At 63.0% G+C, this 15,106-nt stretch carries 15 protein-coding genes; 9 read left to right on the top strand and 6 right to left on the bottom strand.

The window, feature by feature from the left end:
- Positions 1-96 precede the first annotated feature (96 nt).
- From Q0L62_RS00165 to Q0L62_RS00150, 4 genes are all read left to right on the top strand, one after another.
- The gene (locus Q0L62_RS00165; RefSeq protein WP_296674683.1) at positions 97-342 is read left to right on the top strand and encodes a hypothetical protein; all 246 of its coding nucleotides are present in this window, start codon (positions 97-99) and stop codon (positions 340-342) included.
- A 103-nt stretch (positions 343-445) separates the two neighbouring features.
- Entirely contained in the window at positions 446-1,654 is a 1,209-nt protein-coding gene (locus tag Q0L62_RS00160) for a toxic anion resistance protein (RefSeq protein ID WP_296674679.1), read from the top strand.
- Between the two features lie 7 nt (positions 1,655-1,661).
- Complete coding sequence (locus Q0L62_RS00155) at positions 1,662-2,405, top strand: hypothetical protein (RefSeq protein WP_296674676.1); 744 nt, start codon at positions 1,662-1,664, stop codon at positions 2,403-2,405.
- Entirely contained in the window at positions 2,405-2,701 is a 297-nt protein-coding gene (locus Q0L62_RS00150) for a polyhydroxyalkanoic acid system family protein (RefSeq protein ID WP_296674673.1), read from the top strand. Before Q0L62_RS00155 ends, Q0L62_RS00150 begins: the two co-directional genes overlap by 1 nt.
- An 11-nt stretch (positions 2,702-2,712) precedes the next feature.
- Here Q0L62_RS00150 and Q0L62_RS00145 read toward each other — a convergent pair whose 3' ends face one another.
- Positions 2,713-3,153, bottom strand: coding sequence for a DUF2721 domain-containing protein (locus Q0L62_RS00145; RefSeq protein WP_296674670.1), 441 nt, complete (start codon positions 3,151-3,153; stop codon positions 2,713-2,715).
- Positions 3,154-3,228: 75 nt separating this feature from the next.
- Between Q0L62_RS00145 and Q0L62_RS00140 the strand changes: the two genes are divergently transcribed.
- Entirely contained in the window at positions 3,229-3,780 is a 552-nt protein-coding gene (locus Q0L62_RS00140) for a lipocalin family protein (RefSeq protein WP_296674668.1), read from the top strand.
- 6 nt (positions 3,781-3,786) lie between these two features.
- Here the strand turns inward: Q0L62_RS00140 and Q0L62_RS00135 are convergent, their stop codons facing one another.
- The 5 genes from Q0L62_RS00135 to Q0L62_RS00115 form a co-directional block, all read right to left on the bottom strand.
- Positions 3,787-4,521, bottom strand: coding sequence for a hypothetical protein (locus Q0L62_RS00135; RefSeq protein WP_296674666.1), 735 nt, complete (start codon positions 4,519-4,521; stop codon positions 3,787-3,789).
- A gap of 37 nt (positions 4,522-4,558) precedes the next feature.
- Positions 4,559-5,287 (bottom strand): 3'(2'),5'-bisphosphate nucleotidase CysQ, encoded by a 729-nt coding sequence (locus Q0L62_RS00130; protein ID WP_296674662.1) that lies wholly within the window; start codon positions 5,285-5,287, stop codon positions 4,559-4,561.
- Positions 5,284-7,215: a sulfate adenylyltransferase subunit CysN gene (cysN, locus tag Q0L62_RS00125; RefSeq protein WP_296674659.1), complete on the bottom strand. Its 1,932-nt coding sequence runs from the start codon at positions 7,213-7,215 to the stop codon at positions 5,284-5,286. Before cysN ends, Q0L62_RS00130 begins: the two co-directional genes overlap by 4 nt.
- A gap of 2 nt (positions 7,216-7,217) precedes the next feature.
- A complete protein-coding gene (gene cysD, locus Q0L62_RS00120; protein ID WP_296674656.1) occupies positions 7,218-8,123 on the bottom strand; it encodes a sulfate adenylyltransferase subunit CysD in 906 nt (301 codons plus the stop codon).
- Positions 8,124-8,200: 77 nt separating this feature from the next.
- Complete coding sequence (locus Q0L62_RS00115; protein WP_296674654.1) at positions 8,201-9,520, bottom strand: aspartate aminotransferase family protein; 1,320 nt, start codon at positions 9,518-9,520, stop codon at positions 8,201-8,203.
- 165 nt (positions 9,521-9,685) lie between these two features.
- On the opposite strand from Q0L62_RS00115, the gene Q0L62_RS00110 reads away from it, so the two are divergent.
- Genes Q0L62_RS00110 through Q0L62_RS00095 form a run of 4 tightly spaced genes read left to right on the top strand, consistent with a single transcriptional unit; the run spans position 9,686 to position 15,045 of the window.
- On the top strand, positions 9,686-11,035 hold the full coding sequence (locus Q0L62_RS00110) for a glutamine synthetase family protein (protein ID WP_296674651.1): 1,350 nt from the start codon (positions 9,686-9,688) through the stop codon (positions 11,033-11,035).
- A 1-nt stretch (position 11,036) separates the two neighbouring features.
- Positions 11,037-12,308 (top strand): FAD-binding oxidoreductase, encoded by a 1,272-nt coding sequence (locus tag Q0L62_RS00105; RefSeq protein ID WP_296674648.1) that lies wholly within the window; start codon positions 11,037-11,039, stop codon positions 12,306-12,308.
- Positions 12,305-13,660, top strand: coding sequence for an aspartate aminotransferase family protein (locus Q0L62_RS00100; RefSeq protein ID WP_296674644.1), 1,356 nt, complete (start codon positions 12,305-12,307; stop codon positions 13,658-13,660). Before Q0L62_RS00105 ends, Q0L62_RS00100 begins: the two co-directional genes overlap by 4 nt.
- Positions 13,657-15,045, top strand: coding sequence for a glutamine synthetase family protein (locus Q0L62_RS00095; protein ID WP_296674641.1), 1,389 nt, complete (start codon positions 13,657-13,659; stop codon positions 15,043-15,045). Before Q0L62_RS00100 ends, Q0L62_RS00095 begins: the two co-directional genes overlap by 4 nt.
- Positions 15,046-15,106: the final 61 nt, after the last annotated feature.

The raw sequence follows: 15,106 nt of genomic DNA, 5'->3' as shown, positions 1-15,106 counted from the left end.
GGGCGCCGACCTGCTGAATTGTTCATTGCACGGCGCGCCAGCGGCGATAGGATGACAGCCAAGGGGTCGCAAAACACCGTTTGGGGGAACAGGGCCATGGCACAGGCTGATAACGAAAGCTTCGGCGTACTGGTCGGCTGGGCGCATCATGCGGTCGGGCCGAAGCTGGATCTGACCCTGCAGTGCACCCAGTCGACACGCTGCAACAACCGGCGCGAGGTGGACGATCACCACATCGTGATGACCCGCGAACAAGCCGCCGTGCTGGCCAATTACCTGTTCAGGGTCAGCGGGCAGACCCCGCCAAAGCAGCGTGGGCGGCTGTCACGCTGGTTTTCCTGACCGCCCTGTGATCGAAGCAGGCGTTTTATTTGTCTAATACAGCTTGCGAAAAATCCCTGCCTGTCCCATCTTGGCGAGACACGTTACGACACGGGAACTGCGCATGGCCACTACGCCGAACACGACCGAGACTGCTGCACCGACCATCACGCTGACCCCGCCCGATCCCGTGCCGGTGATTGCGCCCGAAGCTGCGGTGGGTCTGGTTCCGGTATCGGATGACAACAAATCCAAGCTCGATTCAAAAGTCGATGCCTTTGTCGCCGATCTGATTTCATCCGATGCCAATTCGCCCGAATTCGGCAAAAAGGTCGATCAGCTGACCAACATGGGGCGCAAGGAAATCATGGCGGCGGCGGCCATGTCAAATCGCTTTCTGGACCGGCCGGTGCGGGCGATGGACAAGGATTCCGGCGTCGGCGCCAATCTGGCCGAACTGCGCCGCACGGTCGAGGAACTCGATCCAGGCCGCGCGGGCAAGCTGTCCACCGGGCGCAAGATCCTGGGCATCATTCCCTTCGGCAATTCGGTGAAGCGCTACTTCACCAGCTATCAATCGGCGCAGGGCCACATCCAGTCGGTGCTAAACCACCTGTCATCGGGCAAGGACGAGCTGCTGATGGACAATGCCGCGATTGATGTGGAACGGTCCAAGCTGTGGGAAGCCATGGGCAGCCTGGAACAGATGATCCACATTTCCCGCACGCTTGACACCAAGCTGGAAGAAAAGGCCGCCGATCTGGATTCGGTCGATCCGGCCAAGGCCAAGGCGATCCGCGAGGCTGCGCTGTTCTATGTCCGTCAGCGCACCCAGGACCTGCTCACCCAGATGGCCGTATCGGTGCAGGGGTATCTGGCGCTTGACCTGGTCAAGAAGAACAACGTCGAACTGGTCAAAGGCGTTGACCGGGCCAGCACCACCACCGTTGGCGCGCTGCGCACCGCGGTGACCGTGGCCCAGGCGATGTCGAACCAGCGGTTGGTATTGCAGCAGATCACCGCGCTTAACACCACGACGTCCAACCTGATCGATTCAACCGGCAAATTGCTGCGCGAACAGACCGGCAAGATTCACGAACAGGCGGCCAGCAGCACGATCCCGATCGAAACGTTGCAGCGCGCCTTCCAGAACATTTACGACACGATGGACAACATCGACACGTTCAAGGTGAAAGCGCTGGAAAACATGAAGCAGACCGTCACCACTCTGACCGCCGAAGTGGAAAAGTCCAAGGGCTATATCGCCCGGGCCGAAGGCGCCGCCCAGGCGCAGGCTGCCCACGATGCGCCCAGTCTGCTGACGGCCGAGTAACGCGGCCATGGCGGGCGAGGCGCATCAGCACCAGCAAATCATGCGCGCGGCGGGCACGTCGCTGGTCACACAGCGGGCCGGCGGGCGGCGCGCAGGCTCGATCGGGCGGCGTTCGGCCGCGCTCAAGCGTGACCACCTGTTTCGCAAGCTGGTCCGCATTTCCCTTGCCGTGGGCGGAATCGTGGTTGCAGCAATGGTCGCCGGCCTCATCCTTGATGGAATCGGCTGGACCGGGATCATCGTGACCATGCTGGCCATGGTCGGTGCGGTAAGCCTGCTGGGAACTTTCCCCCGGATAAAGGTGCCCACGATCGATTCGCTCAGCAGCGGCGATACCAAAACGCTGGTCGGACAGACCGAGTTGTGGCTTGAACGCCAGCGACCGGCACTGCCCGCGCCCGCGGTGTCGCTGGTTGACCAGATCGGCAGCCAGCTTGATGCGCTGGGCCTCCAGCTTGACGGGCTGGACAGCAACACGCCTGCAGCGCACGACGTGCGCAAGCTGGTGGGCGAGACGCTGCCGAACCTGGTTTCAACCTATACTTCGATCCCCCGGCACCTGCGCGCCGAACAGCAGGCCGGCCGGTCACCCGATCAGCAGTTGACCGAAAGCCTCGGCAAGATCAGCACCGAGATCGATAGCGTAACCCGCCAGCTCGCCGCAGGTGCGATAGACAACCTGGCAATCCAGACCCGTTATCTTGATTACAAGTACGGCGAAGGACTGGACACCGCGGAGCAACAGAACTGATGCGCGTTCCGATCAGCCACACCCTTGAAAAAGAAGAAGTGCGCCGCCGGCTGCACGCGCGCAGCGGTGAAATCGCCAATTTCATCCCCGGCGGCATGGCCGATGTGACAACCGGCTGGCCGAACGAAGATACCCTGGCCCTGACCGTCAGCGCGATGGGCAAGACCATCAACGGCACGGTCGAGATCGAGGATGGCCAGGTGGTATTCAACGTCGATTTTCCGCCTGCGCTGGCCTTTGTCGAAGGCATGGTGCGCGGCCAGGTCGAAGCGAAGGGCCGCAAGCTGTTGAGCTGACGGCGGCGCGGCTAAAGATCGCGGTCCAGCTCCAGGTACATGCGCGGGATGCGCAATTGCTGCGCTGAGATCTGCGTTTCGCGCAGGAACAGCAGCAGTGCCCACATCAAGAGCACGATTGCCGACAGGAAGGTCGCAGCGGCGATACGCTGGACATTCAGCCCGGCCAGTTCTTCCAGAAACAGCACCGCCACCGTGAAGCCCACCATCAGCCCGCTGATCACCATCAGGCGTATTGCGCGGGTGATCAGGCCGATGCGCTGGTCGATCATCCGGATTTCGGCGACCACTTCATCATGATCCGGCCCCTTGGTGGCCGTATGTCGGTCCTGAAGCGACCGTGCCCGGTCAACCACTCGCCCCAATCGGCTGGACAGAAGGTTCAGGATGTTGCCCATTGCGACCAGCACAAAAACCGGGGCAAGCGCGAGCTGGATGGTCTGGGCAATCATGGGCTATGCTCTATCCCCCATGATCGGCGGCGATCAAGCCAGGAACCGGGACCGCATTCGAATGTTGATTGATCCATGAACAAGACCCGCACCCTTGCAATCGCTTTCGTCGCCGGATCGGCTCTGCTGCTGGGCGGCTGCGCCACGCTGTTTTCGCGGCACCCTGTTGGCAACGGCGCCGTGCCCGAACCCGCCAAGGCGGTAGAGCTGCAGCGCTATCTGGGCAAATGGTACGAACTGGCGCGCTATGAGCAAGGCTTCCAAAAGGATTGCGACGGCGTTACGGCCGAATACGCGCTCAAGGAAGACGGCAAGATTTCCGTCCTTAACCGCTGCCGCAAGCCCGATGGTTCAATCGACGATGCCAAAGGCACGGCCAAGATTGTCGATACGGCCACCAACGCCAAGCTGAAAGTCAGTTTTTTTGGCCCGTTCTATGGCGATTACTGGGTGCTGGATCACGCCGACGATTACAGCTGGGCCATCGTTGGCGAACCGTCTGGGCGCTATCTGTGGCTGCTGAACCGTCAGGCGGTGCCGGGGCAGACTGCGCTTGACGAGCAGATCGCCCGCGCGCGGGCGCTGGGCTATGATGTTTCGATGCTGCGGATCACCAAGCAGCCGTAAACGGCTTCAGCGCGCGGTAAAATCAACGCGGTAGCCATAGCGCGATTCAACGGCCGTGCCATCGGCCCGTCTGGCCGGATTGAACCGGATCTTCTGCATCACCAGTGGGCAGACCCGTGCGGTGGTGTCAGCATCGACCGAACTGCGCGAGACCGAACAATCGCGCGCGCGGCCATCGGACGTTACCGTGAAAAACACCGTTACCGATTTGCCAAACCGGCTCTGCCTACCGCCGGGAGGAACCGGAAAATCACGCGAATCGTTGATTTCACCTGAGCGGACTGATGGTTTTTCTGCGATCCCGCCGCCCTGGCCATTGCCGCCGTTGCCGCTGCCGGTCCCGTTGCCTTGTCCGCCAGCACCAGTGCCGTTGCCACTATCCTTGGTGCCAGAAGTGTCGGCGCTGCCGGTGCTGGAAGCCTTGGGTGCGGGCGTCTTGCTGATCGAAATCTTGGGCGCGGGCGCCTTGGCTTCGCGCGGGACGGCCTTCTTGCCCACTTCGCCCGATGCTCCCGCGGCCTTGTCCGGCTTTTTGGGTTCAGGCGGCTTGGGCGGCGGCGGCGCTGTTACCTCCACCGAAAAGGTTGACACCACCGATTGGACCGCCTTGGCCGCGAAATCCGGCGCGAAGGCGCGGATCAGGCCCAGTACGACGGCGACCTGAAGCAGCGCTGTGGCAATAGCTATGCCCACCTTGACGCGCCGCGGCGATGAAATGTCGAGGCCGTCCGGTTCTTCCATGACCAAGGCTATGCCACGGCCCGACGGGGTCCGCAAATCACAGGGCCAGGAAGGCGTCGAGCACCGGTTTTGCCCATTCTTTGCGGCAGATCAGCAGGTCGGGCAGATAGGTGGTCTTGTTGTTGTACAGCAGCCGCGTGCCATCGGCCCGGCTGACATGCAGCCCTGCCGCCAGCGCCACGGCGGCGGGCGCGCAATTGTCCCACTCGTACTGCCCGCCAGTGTGGAGGTAAATCTCTACATCCCCGCGAACCACGGCCATCGCCTTGGCTCCGGCGCTGCCCATGGCGACCAGTTCCGCGCCCAGGCGGGCAGCAACCGCCTCGGCCTCGGGCGCGGGGCGTGATCGGCTGACAACCATGCGCGGCGGGTTCTGTCCAGGCGGCAGCGGCAGCGGCTGGTCCGACCTGAAGACCTCGCCCAGCGCTGGCAAGCCGACTGCACCGACCGCAGGGGTCTTGTCCAGGGTCAGTGCGACATGGACCGCCCAGTCATTGCGGCCTTCGCTGTATTCGCGCGTGCCGTCCAGCGGATCGACGATCCAGCAGCGCGCGTTGTCCATCCGCCGCAGGTTATCCTGTTCTTCTTCCGACAGGATCGCATCGTCAGGCCGCGCGCGGCGCAGCGCATCGCACAAAAAGCGATTGGCGATCCGGTCACCCTCGGCGCCCAGATCCTTCCCCGCAAGGTCACCGCGTGCGCGCAGGTCCATCAGCAGGCGTCCGGCCTGTTCGGCAACCGAAGCGGCCAGTTCGGCATCGGTCATATGGTCGGCATCCACATGTCGCTACGTTTACCAAGGATATAGTCAACAATCCGTTCCGCCGCCATTTCGCTGTCCTCACGCACGGTTTCGACTCTCAGTTCGGGCATGTGCGGCACTTCGTACGGGCTATCGATCCCGGTGAAGTTCTTGAGCTGCCCGCTGCGCGCCTTCTTGTAGAGGCCCTTGACGTCGCGCGCTTCGGCAACCTCCAGCGGGGTATCGACGAACACTTCGACAAACTCCCCCGCCGGCAGCATCGATCGAACCATATCGCGTTCGGCGCGGAACGGGCTGATGAAAGCGGTCAGCACAATCAATCCGGCGTCAGCCATGAGCTTGGCCACTTCCCCGACGCGCCGAATGTTTTCGATCCGGTCGGCCTCGGTAAACCCCAGATCCTTGTTGAGGCCATGACGGACGTTATCGCCATCGAGCAGAAAAGTATGATGACCCAGCGCGTGCAGCTTTTTCTCGACCAGATTGGCAATGGTCGATTTGCCCGAACCCGACAGCCCGGTGAACCACAGCACGGCGGATTTCTGACTTTTCAGCGCGGCGTGCGCCTCACGCGTTACATCCAGCGCCTGCCAATGGACGTTCTGTGCCCGGCGCAAGGCAAAGTTGAGCATTCCTGCGCCGACGGTGGCGTTGGTCAGCTTGTCGATCAGGATAAACCCGCCCAGTGTCCGGCTTTCGGCATAAGGTTCGAACACCAGCGGCCTGTCAGTCGCCAGTTCGGCAACCCCGATCGCGTTCAGTTCCAGCGTCTTGGCCGCCAGCTGATCCAGTGTGTTGACGTTGACAGTGTACTTTGGCTGCTGGACCGTAGCCGAGACGGTCTGGGTGCCCAGTTTCAACCAGTATCCGCGCCCGACATGGAGCGGCTCGTCAGCCAGCCATACCAGCGTCGCCTCGAACTGGTCGGCAGCCTCGGGGGGCTGGTCGGCTGCGGCCAGCACATCGCCGCGCGAACAGTCGACCTCATCTGCCAGGGTCAAGGTCACGGCCTGTCCCGCCACGGCAACGTCCAGATCACCGTCCAGCGTGACGATCCGCGCGACAGTGCTGGTCTTGCCCGATGGCAGCACCCGCACAGCATCGCCGGGGCGCAGCGTGCCCGCGCTGACCAATCCGGCAAAACCCCGGAAATCAAGGTTGGGCCGGTTGACCCATTGCACCGGCATGCGGAACGGTCTGGACTGGTCGGCGCTGCTGTCCAGCGCAACGCCTTCCAGATGCTCGATCAGGCTCGCGCCGCGATACCACGGTGTGTTGCCCGATGGCCCGGTGATGTTGTCGCCTTTGAAGCCCGAAATGGGAATTGCGGTAAACTCGCCGATCCCGATCGATGCGGCGAAGTGCCTGTAATCGTCGACAATGGCATCGAACGCGGCCTGATCGTAGCCGACCAGGTCCATCTTGTTCACTGCCAGCACAATGTGGCGGATGCCGATCAGGTTGCACAGGTAGCTGTGCCGCCGTGTCTGGGTCAGCACGCCCTTGCGCGCATCAATCAGGATGACGGCGAGATCGGCGGTGCTCGCCCCGGTCACCATGTTACGGGTGTACTGTTCGTGGCCCGGGCAATCGGCAACGATGAACTTGCGGCTCTCGGTGCTGAAAAAGCGGTAAGCGACATCGATGGTGATGCCCTGTTCGCGCTCTGCCGCCAGCCCGTCGACCAGCAGGGCGAAGTCTATCTCCTGCCCCTGCGTGCCGACCTTTTTGCTGTCGGTTTCCAGCGCGGCCAGCTGATCCTCGAAAATCATCTTGCTGTCGTAAAGCAGCCGCCCGATCAGGGTCGACTTGCCATCGTCAACGCTGCCGCAGGTAATGAAGCGCAGCATGGTCTTGTGCTGGTGGCGCGCCAGATAGGCGTCAATATCCTCGGCGATCAGGGCGTCGGTTACATAGACCGGTTCAGCCATGGTCAGAAATACCCCTGCTGCTTCTTGACTTCCATCCCCGTGCCGCCGGCGTCCTTGTCGATGGCGCGGCCCTGGCGTTCGCTGGTGGTGGTAAGCAAGGTTTCCTGGATCACTTGGGATAGCGTCGCGGCGGTGCTTTCGACCGCGCCGGTCAGGGGATAACAGCCCAGCGTGCGAAAGCGGATCGAGCGGTCCACCGGCACTTCGCCCGCCAGCAGCGCAAAGCGGTCATCATCGACCATCAGCAGCATCCCGTCCCGTTCTACCGTGGGGCGCGGCGCGGCAAAATACAGCGGCACGATCGGAATGCCTTCCAGCTGGATGTACTGCCACACGTCCAGTTCGGTCCAGTTGCTGATCGGGAAAACCCGAATGCTTTCGCCCTTGTGCTTCTTGGCGTTGTAAAGGTTCCACAGTTCGGGCCGCTGGTTCTTGGGGTCCCAGCCGTGGCTGGCGGTGCGGAACGAAAATATCCGTTCCTTGGCCCGGCTCTTTTCCTCGTCGCGCCGCGCGCCGCCAAAGGCTGCGTCGAACGCGAAGTGATCCAGCGCCTGCTTCAGCCCCTCGGTCTTCCACATGTCGGTGTGCAGCGCGCCGTGATCGAACGGGTTGATCCCGCGGGCCTTTGCCTCTTCATTTTGCCAGACCAGCAGCTCCATCCCGGATTTCTGCGCCATCTTGTCGCGCAGCGTGTACATTTCGCGAAACTTCCACGTGGTATCGACATGGAGCAGGGGAAATGGCGGCGGGGCCGGATAAAATGCCTTGCGCGCCAGATGCAGCATCACTGCACTGTCCTTGCCCACAGAATAGAGCATGACCGGTCGCTCCGCCTCGGCCACCACTTCGCGCAGGATGTGGATTGCCTCAGCCTCAAGCCTTTGCAGGTGGGTTAGCTGGGTTGTCATGACCGCCCACCTAAAGGCAGGCAGGCGCGAATGCGACCTAGCATTCGTTGCGCCCCGTCAAGCCGCGCTGTCAGCCATCAATCCACCTGGCCCAGCAGATCGGCCAGCTTGCCGAAAATCTCGTCGATGTGGGCCTTCTCCAGAATCAGGGGCGGGGACAGGGCGATAATATCCCCGGTCACGCGGATCAGCAGACCGGTATCGAAGGCCCGGTGGAACAGTTCCATCGCCCGCTTGGTCGGCGCGCCGGGCCGCGGTTCCAGTTCGATCCCTCCGATCAGCCCCATGTTGCGGCAATCGATGACGTGCCGTTTGCCGCGCAGTGAATGGACACCGTCCGCCCAGTAATCTTCCAGTTCGATCGCTTTTTCAAACAGACCCTCGGCCGCATAGAGGTCAAGCGTGGCGATGGCCGCTGCGCAGGCCAGCGGATGGCCTGAATAGGTATAGCCGTGGAACAGTTCGATCCCCGGCGCCGCACCATCGACAATCGCATCGTGCACTTCGCGCCGCGCCGCCACCGCGCCCATCGGCACCGCAGCGTTGGTCAGGCCTTTGGCCATCACGATCAGGTCAGGCGTGACCCCGAAACGTTCTGACGCCGTGGCACCGCCAACACGCCCGAAAGCGGTGATCACTTCGTCAAAGATCAGCAGGATACCGTGGGTATCACACAGCTGTCGCAGCCGCTGGAGATAGCCTGCGGGCGGCACCAGCACCCCGGTTGATCCGGCCACCGGCTCGACAATCACAGCCGCAATGGTTTCCGCGCCGTGCAGCGCGGCGATCCGCTCCAGATCATCGGCCAGATCAACGCCATTGGCCGGCTGGCCCCGACTGTAAGCGTTGCGCGCCAGATCATGGGTGTGGCGCATATGATCCACCCCTGTCAGCAGCGTTCCGAACTGGCGCCGGTTACCGACAATTCCGCCCACCGAAATGCCGCCAAAACCCACTCCGTGATAGCCGCGCTCGCGCCCGATCAGGCGGGTGCGGCTACCCTGGCCAATCGCACGCTGATAGGCGAGCGCGATCTTCAGCGCGGTATCGACGCTTTCCGATCCCGAATTGGCAAAGAATATGCGGCCCAACCCTTCGGGCATCAGCATCGCAAGGCGCGAAGCAGCCTCGAACGCGCGGGGGTGAGCGAGCTGGAAGGTCGGTGCAAAATCAAGCTCGCCCGCCGCCTTGCGCACCGCCTCGACAATCGGCGTGCGGTTGTGTCCGGCATTCACGCACCACAGGCCCCCCGTGGCGTCCAGTACCTGGTGTCCGGCCGCTGCCGTATAGTGCATCCCCTCTGCCGCGACGAACATGCGCGGATTGGCCTTGAACCCGCGGTTGTCGGTAAACGGCATCCAGAAGGCCGAAAGATCGTTGGGTTCGCGGCTGCTCATCGGGTCTTGTCCTTACTGTCGCCATGACGATAGCCGGGCAAACCGGCACGAGCCAAGCGCCGATTTTTGGGGGGTTGGCGGCACGCATTTGGCTCTCTAGGCTGGGCACAGGGGAAAAACGTGCCGCCGGTGCGGGCCCCTGCAACCAAACCAAGAAGACAATCCATGACATCCGACATTGCCGCCTGGATCCGCGAACGAGGGATCAGCGAAGTCGAATGCATTGTCCCCGACATGAACGGCATCCAGCGGGGCAAGGTCTTGCCCGCCGCCAAGTTCATCAAATCGATGAGCGACAAGACCCTGCGCATTCCCGGCAGTGTCTATATCGTCACGGTGACCGGCGGTTACCCGGAAGACGTCCACCACATCGTCCCGGATTTCGATCCCGACCTGATCCTGGCCCCCGATGTCAGCACGATCCGCGAGGCGCCCGGCTACAAGACGCCGACCGCCTATGTGATCTGCGACAGCTATCACGGTAATGGCAAGCCGGTTGAAATCGCGCCGCGCCAGATCCTGAAAAAGGTTCTGGCCTTGTACGAGGCCAAGGGCTGGCAGCCCGTGATCGCGCCCGAGGCGGAGTTCTATCTCGTCTCAAAGAATCTTGACGCCGATTTTCCGTTAAGTCCGCCGCCGGGCCGTTCGGGCCGCGCCGAAACCGCCAGCGAAGCATTCGGGCTGGAAGCGCTGGGCGAGTTCGAGGACATTATCGAACAGATCTATGACTGGTGCGAAAAGGCTTCACTGAACATCGACACGATGATCCATGAAGCCGGTGCTGCCCAGCTGGAAGTGAACTTTGTTCACGGTGACCCGCTGCTGCTGGCCGACCAGGTGCTGCTGTTCAAGCGGATAGTGCGTCAGGTCGCACTGGAACACGACGTCTATGCCACCTTCATGGCCAAGCCGATGTCAGACCAGCCGGGCAGCGCCATGCATATCCACCAGTCGGTGCTTAACGCTGAAACCGGCAAGAACGTATTTTCGACCGGTAATGGCCGCGATTCGGCGCTGTTCCGCAGCCATATCGCGGGTCTTGTCCGGCTGATGCCGCAGGTGCTGCCGCTGGTCGCACCCAACGTGAACTCGTTCCGCCGGATGCGCCCCGATACGGCAGCCCCGATAAACGTCCACTGGGGCACCGATAACCGTTCTTGCGGGTTCCGGGTCCCGGTATCGGAAGCCAAGGACCGCCGGATCGAAAACCGCCTGCCCGGCGCGGACAGCAATCCCTACCTTGCGATCGCAGCCTCGCTGATCTGCGGATACATCGGCATGGTCGAACGGATGATCCCGCCCAAGATCATGGCCGGCAACGCCTATAACCGCGCCCGCACCTTGCCCCGCACGCTGGAAGCGGCGCTCGACCGGTTCTACAACTGCAAGCCGGTAAAGCGCGAACTGGGCGAGGAGTTCTTCGAAATCTTCTGGGCGATTAAGGATGCCGAGCTTTACGCCTATCAATCGGTCATCAGCTCGTGGGAACGCGAACACCTTCTGCTGAAGGTCTAGGATGATCCAGCACGCGCCGTCCTATTACGCCGCTACCGCCAATGCATCTGCCGCCTATCCGCGCATGGCCGGGGACGAGCAGGCCGATGTTGTCGTAATCGGAGGCGGGTTCACCGGGCTGTCGGCAGCGCTGCATGCGGCAGAGGCCGGCTTTTCCGTGGTGCTGCTTGAAGGGAAGCGGATCGGCTGGGGCGCTTCGGGGCGCAACGGGGGACAGTTGATCCCCGGGATGCGCTGGGGCGCGGCCGATCTGGTTGCCCGTTTTGGCGAGGATCACGCCGCGCGGCTTGTCCGCCTGGCCAACGAAGCGACCGGCATGGTCAAGGGCCGGATCGCCCGCCACGCGATTGCCTGCGATCTAAGGCCCGGTCATTTTCACGCTGCCGCCAAGCCTGCGCATCTGGACCATATGCGGCGCGAGGTTGAACTGCTGCAACGCCTGCTGGATTATGACAGCGTGCAGGTTATCGAACAGGCCGATCTGCCCGATCAGGTCGCCAGCCCGCTGTATCACGGCGGAATGTTCGACCGTGCGGGCGGGCATTTTCATCCGTTGAACTACGCGTTGGGACTGGCGCAGGCGGCGCTTGCCGCAGGGGTACGGATTTTCGAGGAAAGCCCGGTTACTGCGCTGCGCCAGGGCGCGCCGGTACAGGCCCGGACGCCGGCCGGCAGGGTAACGGCCAGATATGGTGTCATGGCATGCGACGCATTCATGGGCGATCTGGAGCCGCGTCTGGGCCGCTGGACCATGCCCGTTGCCAACTACAACATCGCCACCGCGCCCCTTGGCGCAGAACAAGCCCGCGCGCTGATCCCAACCGGCGCCGCAGTTTCCGACAGCAAGTTCGTCCTCAATTACTACCGCATCAGCGCCGACAACCGGCTGATCTTCGGCGGCGGAGAAAAGTACACCCCGCGCCCGCCGGCTGACATCGCCGGCTTTGTCCGGCCCTATCTGGAAAAGGTGTTCCCGCAGTTGCAGGGCACGCAAATCGACCATGCCTGGGGCGGGCTGGTTGGCGTGACTTTCAACCGCCTGCCGCATTTCGGGCGGGTCGAAGATACTTTTTTTGCGCATGGCTATTCCGGCCACGGGGCGCTGTTGACCACCTTGGCGGGCAGCCTGATCGCCGAAGCGATGCGCGGCACGGCAGAGCGGTTCGATCTGTTTGCCAACCTTCCCGGCACGCCATTTCCCGGCGGTCCGCTGCTGCGCCATCCGCTCTATGTGGCAGGGATGCTGTGGTATGCGCTAAGGGACCGGCTATGATCAGCCCTGCCGCCATCCAGACGATGCTGACCGCCGAGCGCGCGCACTTTGCCAAGGCCAACCCGCGTTCCGCTGCGCTGGCGCAGGATGCGGCGCGCCATTGGCACTGCGGTGTGCCGTTCCACTGGATGCTCGACTGGGGGACGCCTTTTCCATTGTTCGCGGCCCGTGCGCATGGCGCAGAGCTGTGGGATGCCGACGGCCACCGCTATGATGATTTCTGCCTTGGCGATACCGGATCGATGTTCGGCCATTCGCCCCAGCCGGTGGCCCGCGCAATAGCCGATCAGGCAGCCAGGGGGCTGACCTTCATGCTGCCTACCGAAGACGCCGTAGTAGTGGCAGATGAACTGGCCGCGCGTTTCCTTCTGCCGTTCTGGCAAGTCACATCAAGCGCAAGCGAGGCCAACCGCGCGGTAATCCGCTGGGCCCGCGCCGTCACCCGGCGGGACAAGGTGCTGGTATTCAACGGCTGCTATCACGGCGCGGTCGACGATGTGTTTGTTGACCTGCGCGGCGGCGTACCCGAACTGCGCGCCAGCCTGATCGGCCAGGTCTATGACGTACGCGACCATACCGTGGTGATCGAGTTCAATGACCTGGCTGCTCTGGAAGCCGCTTTGAACAAAGGCGACGTGGCCTGCGTGCTGGCCGAACCGGCAATGACCAATGTCGGCATGGTTCTGCCCGATGCAGGTTATCTTACCGCGCTGCGCCAGCTTACCGCCCGCCATGATGTGCTGCTGGTGTTCGATGAAACCCACACGATCTCGACTGGCTATGGCGGCTACACCGGTACGCACGGGCCGCTGCCCGACATGTTCGTGCTGGGCAAGCCGGTGGCCGGCGGCGTACCTTCCGCGGTCTATGGCTTTTCCGCTGAAGTGGCGGCGCGGATGGAGCGAGTCCGGGCGGCCGGGGAAACCGGGCATTCGGGGATCGGGACAACGCTGTCCGCGAACGCCTTGGCACTGGCGGCAATGCGTGCCTGCCTGACCGAAGTGATGACGCCTGCCGCCTATGACCATATGCTGCCATTGGCGGAGCAACTGGCCGGCAAGGTGCGCGCTGTCATGGCCGCCAACAACCTGAACTGGCACGTTGCCCACGTTGGCGCGCGAGGCGAGTTTTTGTGTACCGACACCGCGCCGCGCAACGGCACCCAGGCACGCGCGGCGATGCAGGGCCCGCTGGAACACGCGCTTCACTTGTTCCTGATCAACCGCGGCGTGCTGATCGCGCCGTTCCACAACATGACCCTGGTCAGCCCGGCAACCGTGCCAAGCCAGGTTGACCGGCTGGCCGAAGTGCTCGACCAGTGCCTCAAGACTCTGACCGGAAGTGCATCATGACCAAGCCGCCCCGCAGTTCAAACCATCGCGCCTCCGCGCAAGAAGCTCGCGCCTTTTTCGCCGCTAATCCGGATATCGACGCGATCGACATCATCTTTACCAACATGTGCGGCGTCCCGCGCGGCAAGCGGCTGCGCGCGCACGAGGTTATCGCGGTCTACGAAAGCGGCCGTTTCCTGCCCGGATCGGTGCTGGTGGTCGATATCGTCGGACGCGACACCGAGGAGACCGGGCTGGTCTGGGAAGACGGCGATGCCGACCGCTATGTCTATCCCGTCCCGGGAACGCTGGTGCGCGCGCCTTGGCTGGGGGACGGCGCCGCCCAGTTCCTGACCAGCTTTTACGAGCTGGACGGAACGCCCAGCGATCTTGATCCCCGCCACGTCCTTGGCGCGGTGATCGACGAGCTGGAAAACGACGGGCTGACCCCCGTGGTCGCGGTTGAGCTGGAGTTCTATCTGGTCGACATTTCACATGGCCGCCCGGTCCCTGCCAAAAGTGCGGTCACCGGTCATCGTTCCAGCGATATCCAGGTCTACGGGCTGCGCGAAATGGAAGATTTCAAACCGTTCTTCGACGATCTGTACGCCGCTTGCGATGCGCAGAACCTGCCGCTGGAAAGCGGGATCTCCGAATATGCCCCAGGCCAGTTCGAGTTCACCCTGCGCCACAAGGCCGACGCCCTTCGCGCCACCGACGATGCGATCATGTACAAGCGCGTGGTCAAAGGCGTGGCGGTCAAGCACGGCCTGGAAGCAACCTTCATGGCCAAGCCTTTTGCCGAGGCGGCGGGCAGCGGCATGCACCTGCACATCTCCATGAACGACGCGGGCGGCAAGAACGCCTTCGCCAGCGAGGATCCCGCCGGCACGCCGCTGCTGCGCCACGCGATCGGCGGGATGAAGGCGGCGCTGGCGGATTCGATGGCGGTGTTTGCCCCCAACGCCAATTCGTACCGCCGCTTCAAGGCCAATTCCTATGCCCCGGTGGCGCCGACCTGGGGGGTCAACAACCGCACGGTCAGCCTGCGGGTTCCCGCCGGATCGCCCGCCTCGCGCCACGTCGAGCACCGCGTCTGCGGGGCCGATGCCAACCCCTATCTGGCGATGGCCGCGGTACTGGCGGCAATGTGTGAAGGGATGCGCCAGCAGACCGATCCCGGCCCGGCCGTGGTCGGCAACGGCTATGAGGCAGAAGAAGCCAAAGTCCGCCTGCCCAACCACTGGGGCGCGGCGATCGAGGCGTTCGAGCAGTCGGAGCTGATGAAACGCTATCTGGGCGCGCGCTTCGTGCGCAATTATGCCGTGGTCAAAGGCGTCGAAATGGCCCGGTTCATGGCCGAAGTGCCGGAAATCGACTTCACCTGGTATCTGCGCAATGCGTGAGCCCCGCACTAGCCAAATTACCCCCTTGCGGCGCGCCCAATCACGGGTAGCATCGTGTCGC

Source organism: Novosphingobium sp. (assembly GCF_024642085.1).
Lineage (GTDB): Bacteria > Pseudomonadota > Alphaproteobacteria > Sphingomonadales > Sphingomonadaceae > Novosphingobium.
The sequence above is the reverse complement of the archived record's forward strand: the minus strand, read 5'-3'. Positions and strand labels throughout refer to the sequence as shown.

Coding starts and splice junctions, on each gene's coding strand:
- Q0L62_RS00100 (WP_296674644.1), top strand. CDS start 12,305: ATGATCAGCCCTGCCGCCATCCAGACGATGCTGACCGCCGAGCGCGCG.
- Q0L62_RS00130 (WP_296674662.1), bottom strand. CDS start 5,287: ATGACCGATGCCGAACTGGCCGCTTCGGTTGCCGAACAGGCCGGACGC.
- Q0L62_RS00160 (WP_296674679.1), top strand. CDS start 446: ATGGCCACTACGCCGAACACGACCGAGACTGCTGCACCGACCATCACG.
- Q0L62_RS00095 (WP_296674641.1), top strand. CDS start 13,657: ATGACCAAGCCGCCCCGCAGTTCAAACCATCGCGCCTCCGCGCAAGAA.
- Q0L62_RS00105 (WP_296674648.1), top strand. CDS start 11,037: ATGATCCAGCACGCGCCGTCCTATTACGCCGCTACCGCCAATGCATCT.
- Q0L62_RS00110 (WP_296674651.1), top strand. CDS start 9,686: ATGACATCCGACATTGCCGCCTGGATCCGCGAACGAGGGATCAGCGAA.
- Q0L62_RS00140 (WP_296674668.1), top strand. CDS start 3,229: ATGAACAAGACCCGCACCCTTGCAATCGCTTTCGTCGCCGGATCGGCT.
- cysD (WP_296674656.1), bottom strand. CDS start 8,123: ATGACAACCCAGCTAACCCACCTGCAAAGGCTTGAGGCTGAGGCAATC.
- cysN (WP_296674659.1), bottom strand. CDS start 7,215: ATGGCTGAACCGGTCTATGTAACCGACGCCCTGATCGCCGAGGATATT.
- Q0L62_RS00150 (WP_296674673.1), top strand. CDS start 2,405: ATGCGCGTTCCGATCAGCCACACCCTTGAAAAAGAAGAAGTGCGCCGC.
- Q0L62_RS00115 (WP_296674654.1), bottom strand. CDS start 9,520: ATGAGCAGCCGCGAACCCAACGATCTTTCGGCCTTCTGGATGCCGTTT.
- Q0L62_RS00135 (WP_296674666.1), bottom strand. CDS start 4,521: ATGGAAGAACCGGACGGCCTCGACATTTCATCGCCGCGGCGCGTCAAG.
- Q0L62_RS00165 (WP_296674683.1), top strand. CDS start 97: ATGGCACAGGCTGATAACGAAAGCTTCGGCGTACTGGTCGGCTGGGCG.
- Q0L62_RS00145 (WP_296674670.1), bottom strand. CDS start 3,153: ATGATTGCCCAGACCATCCAGCTCGCGCTTGCCCCGGTTTTTGTGCTG.
- Q0L62_RS00155 (WP_296674676.1), top strand. CDS start 1,662: ATGGCGGGCGAGGCGCATCAGCACCAGCAAATCATGCGCGCGGCGGGC.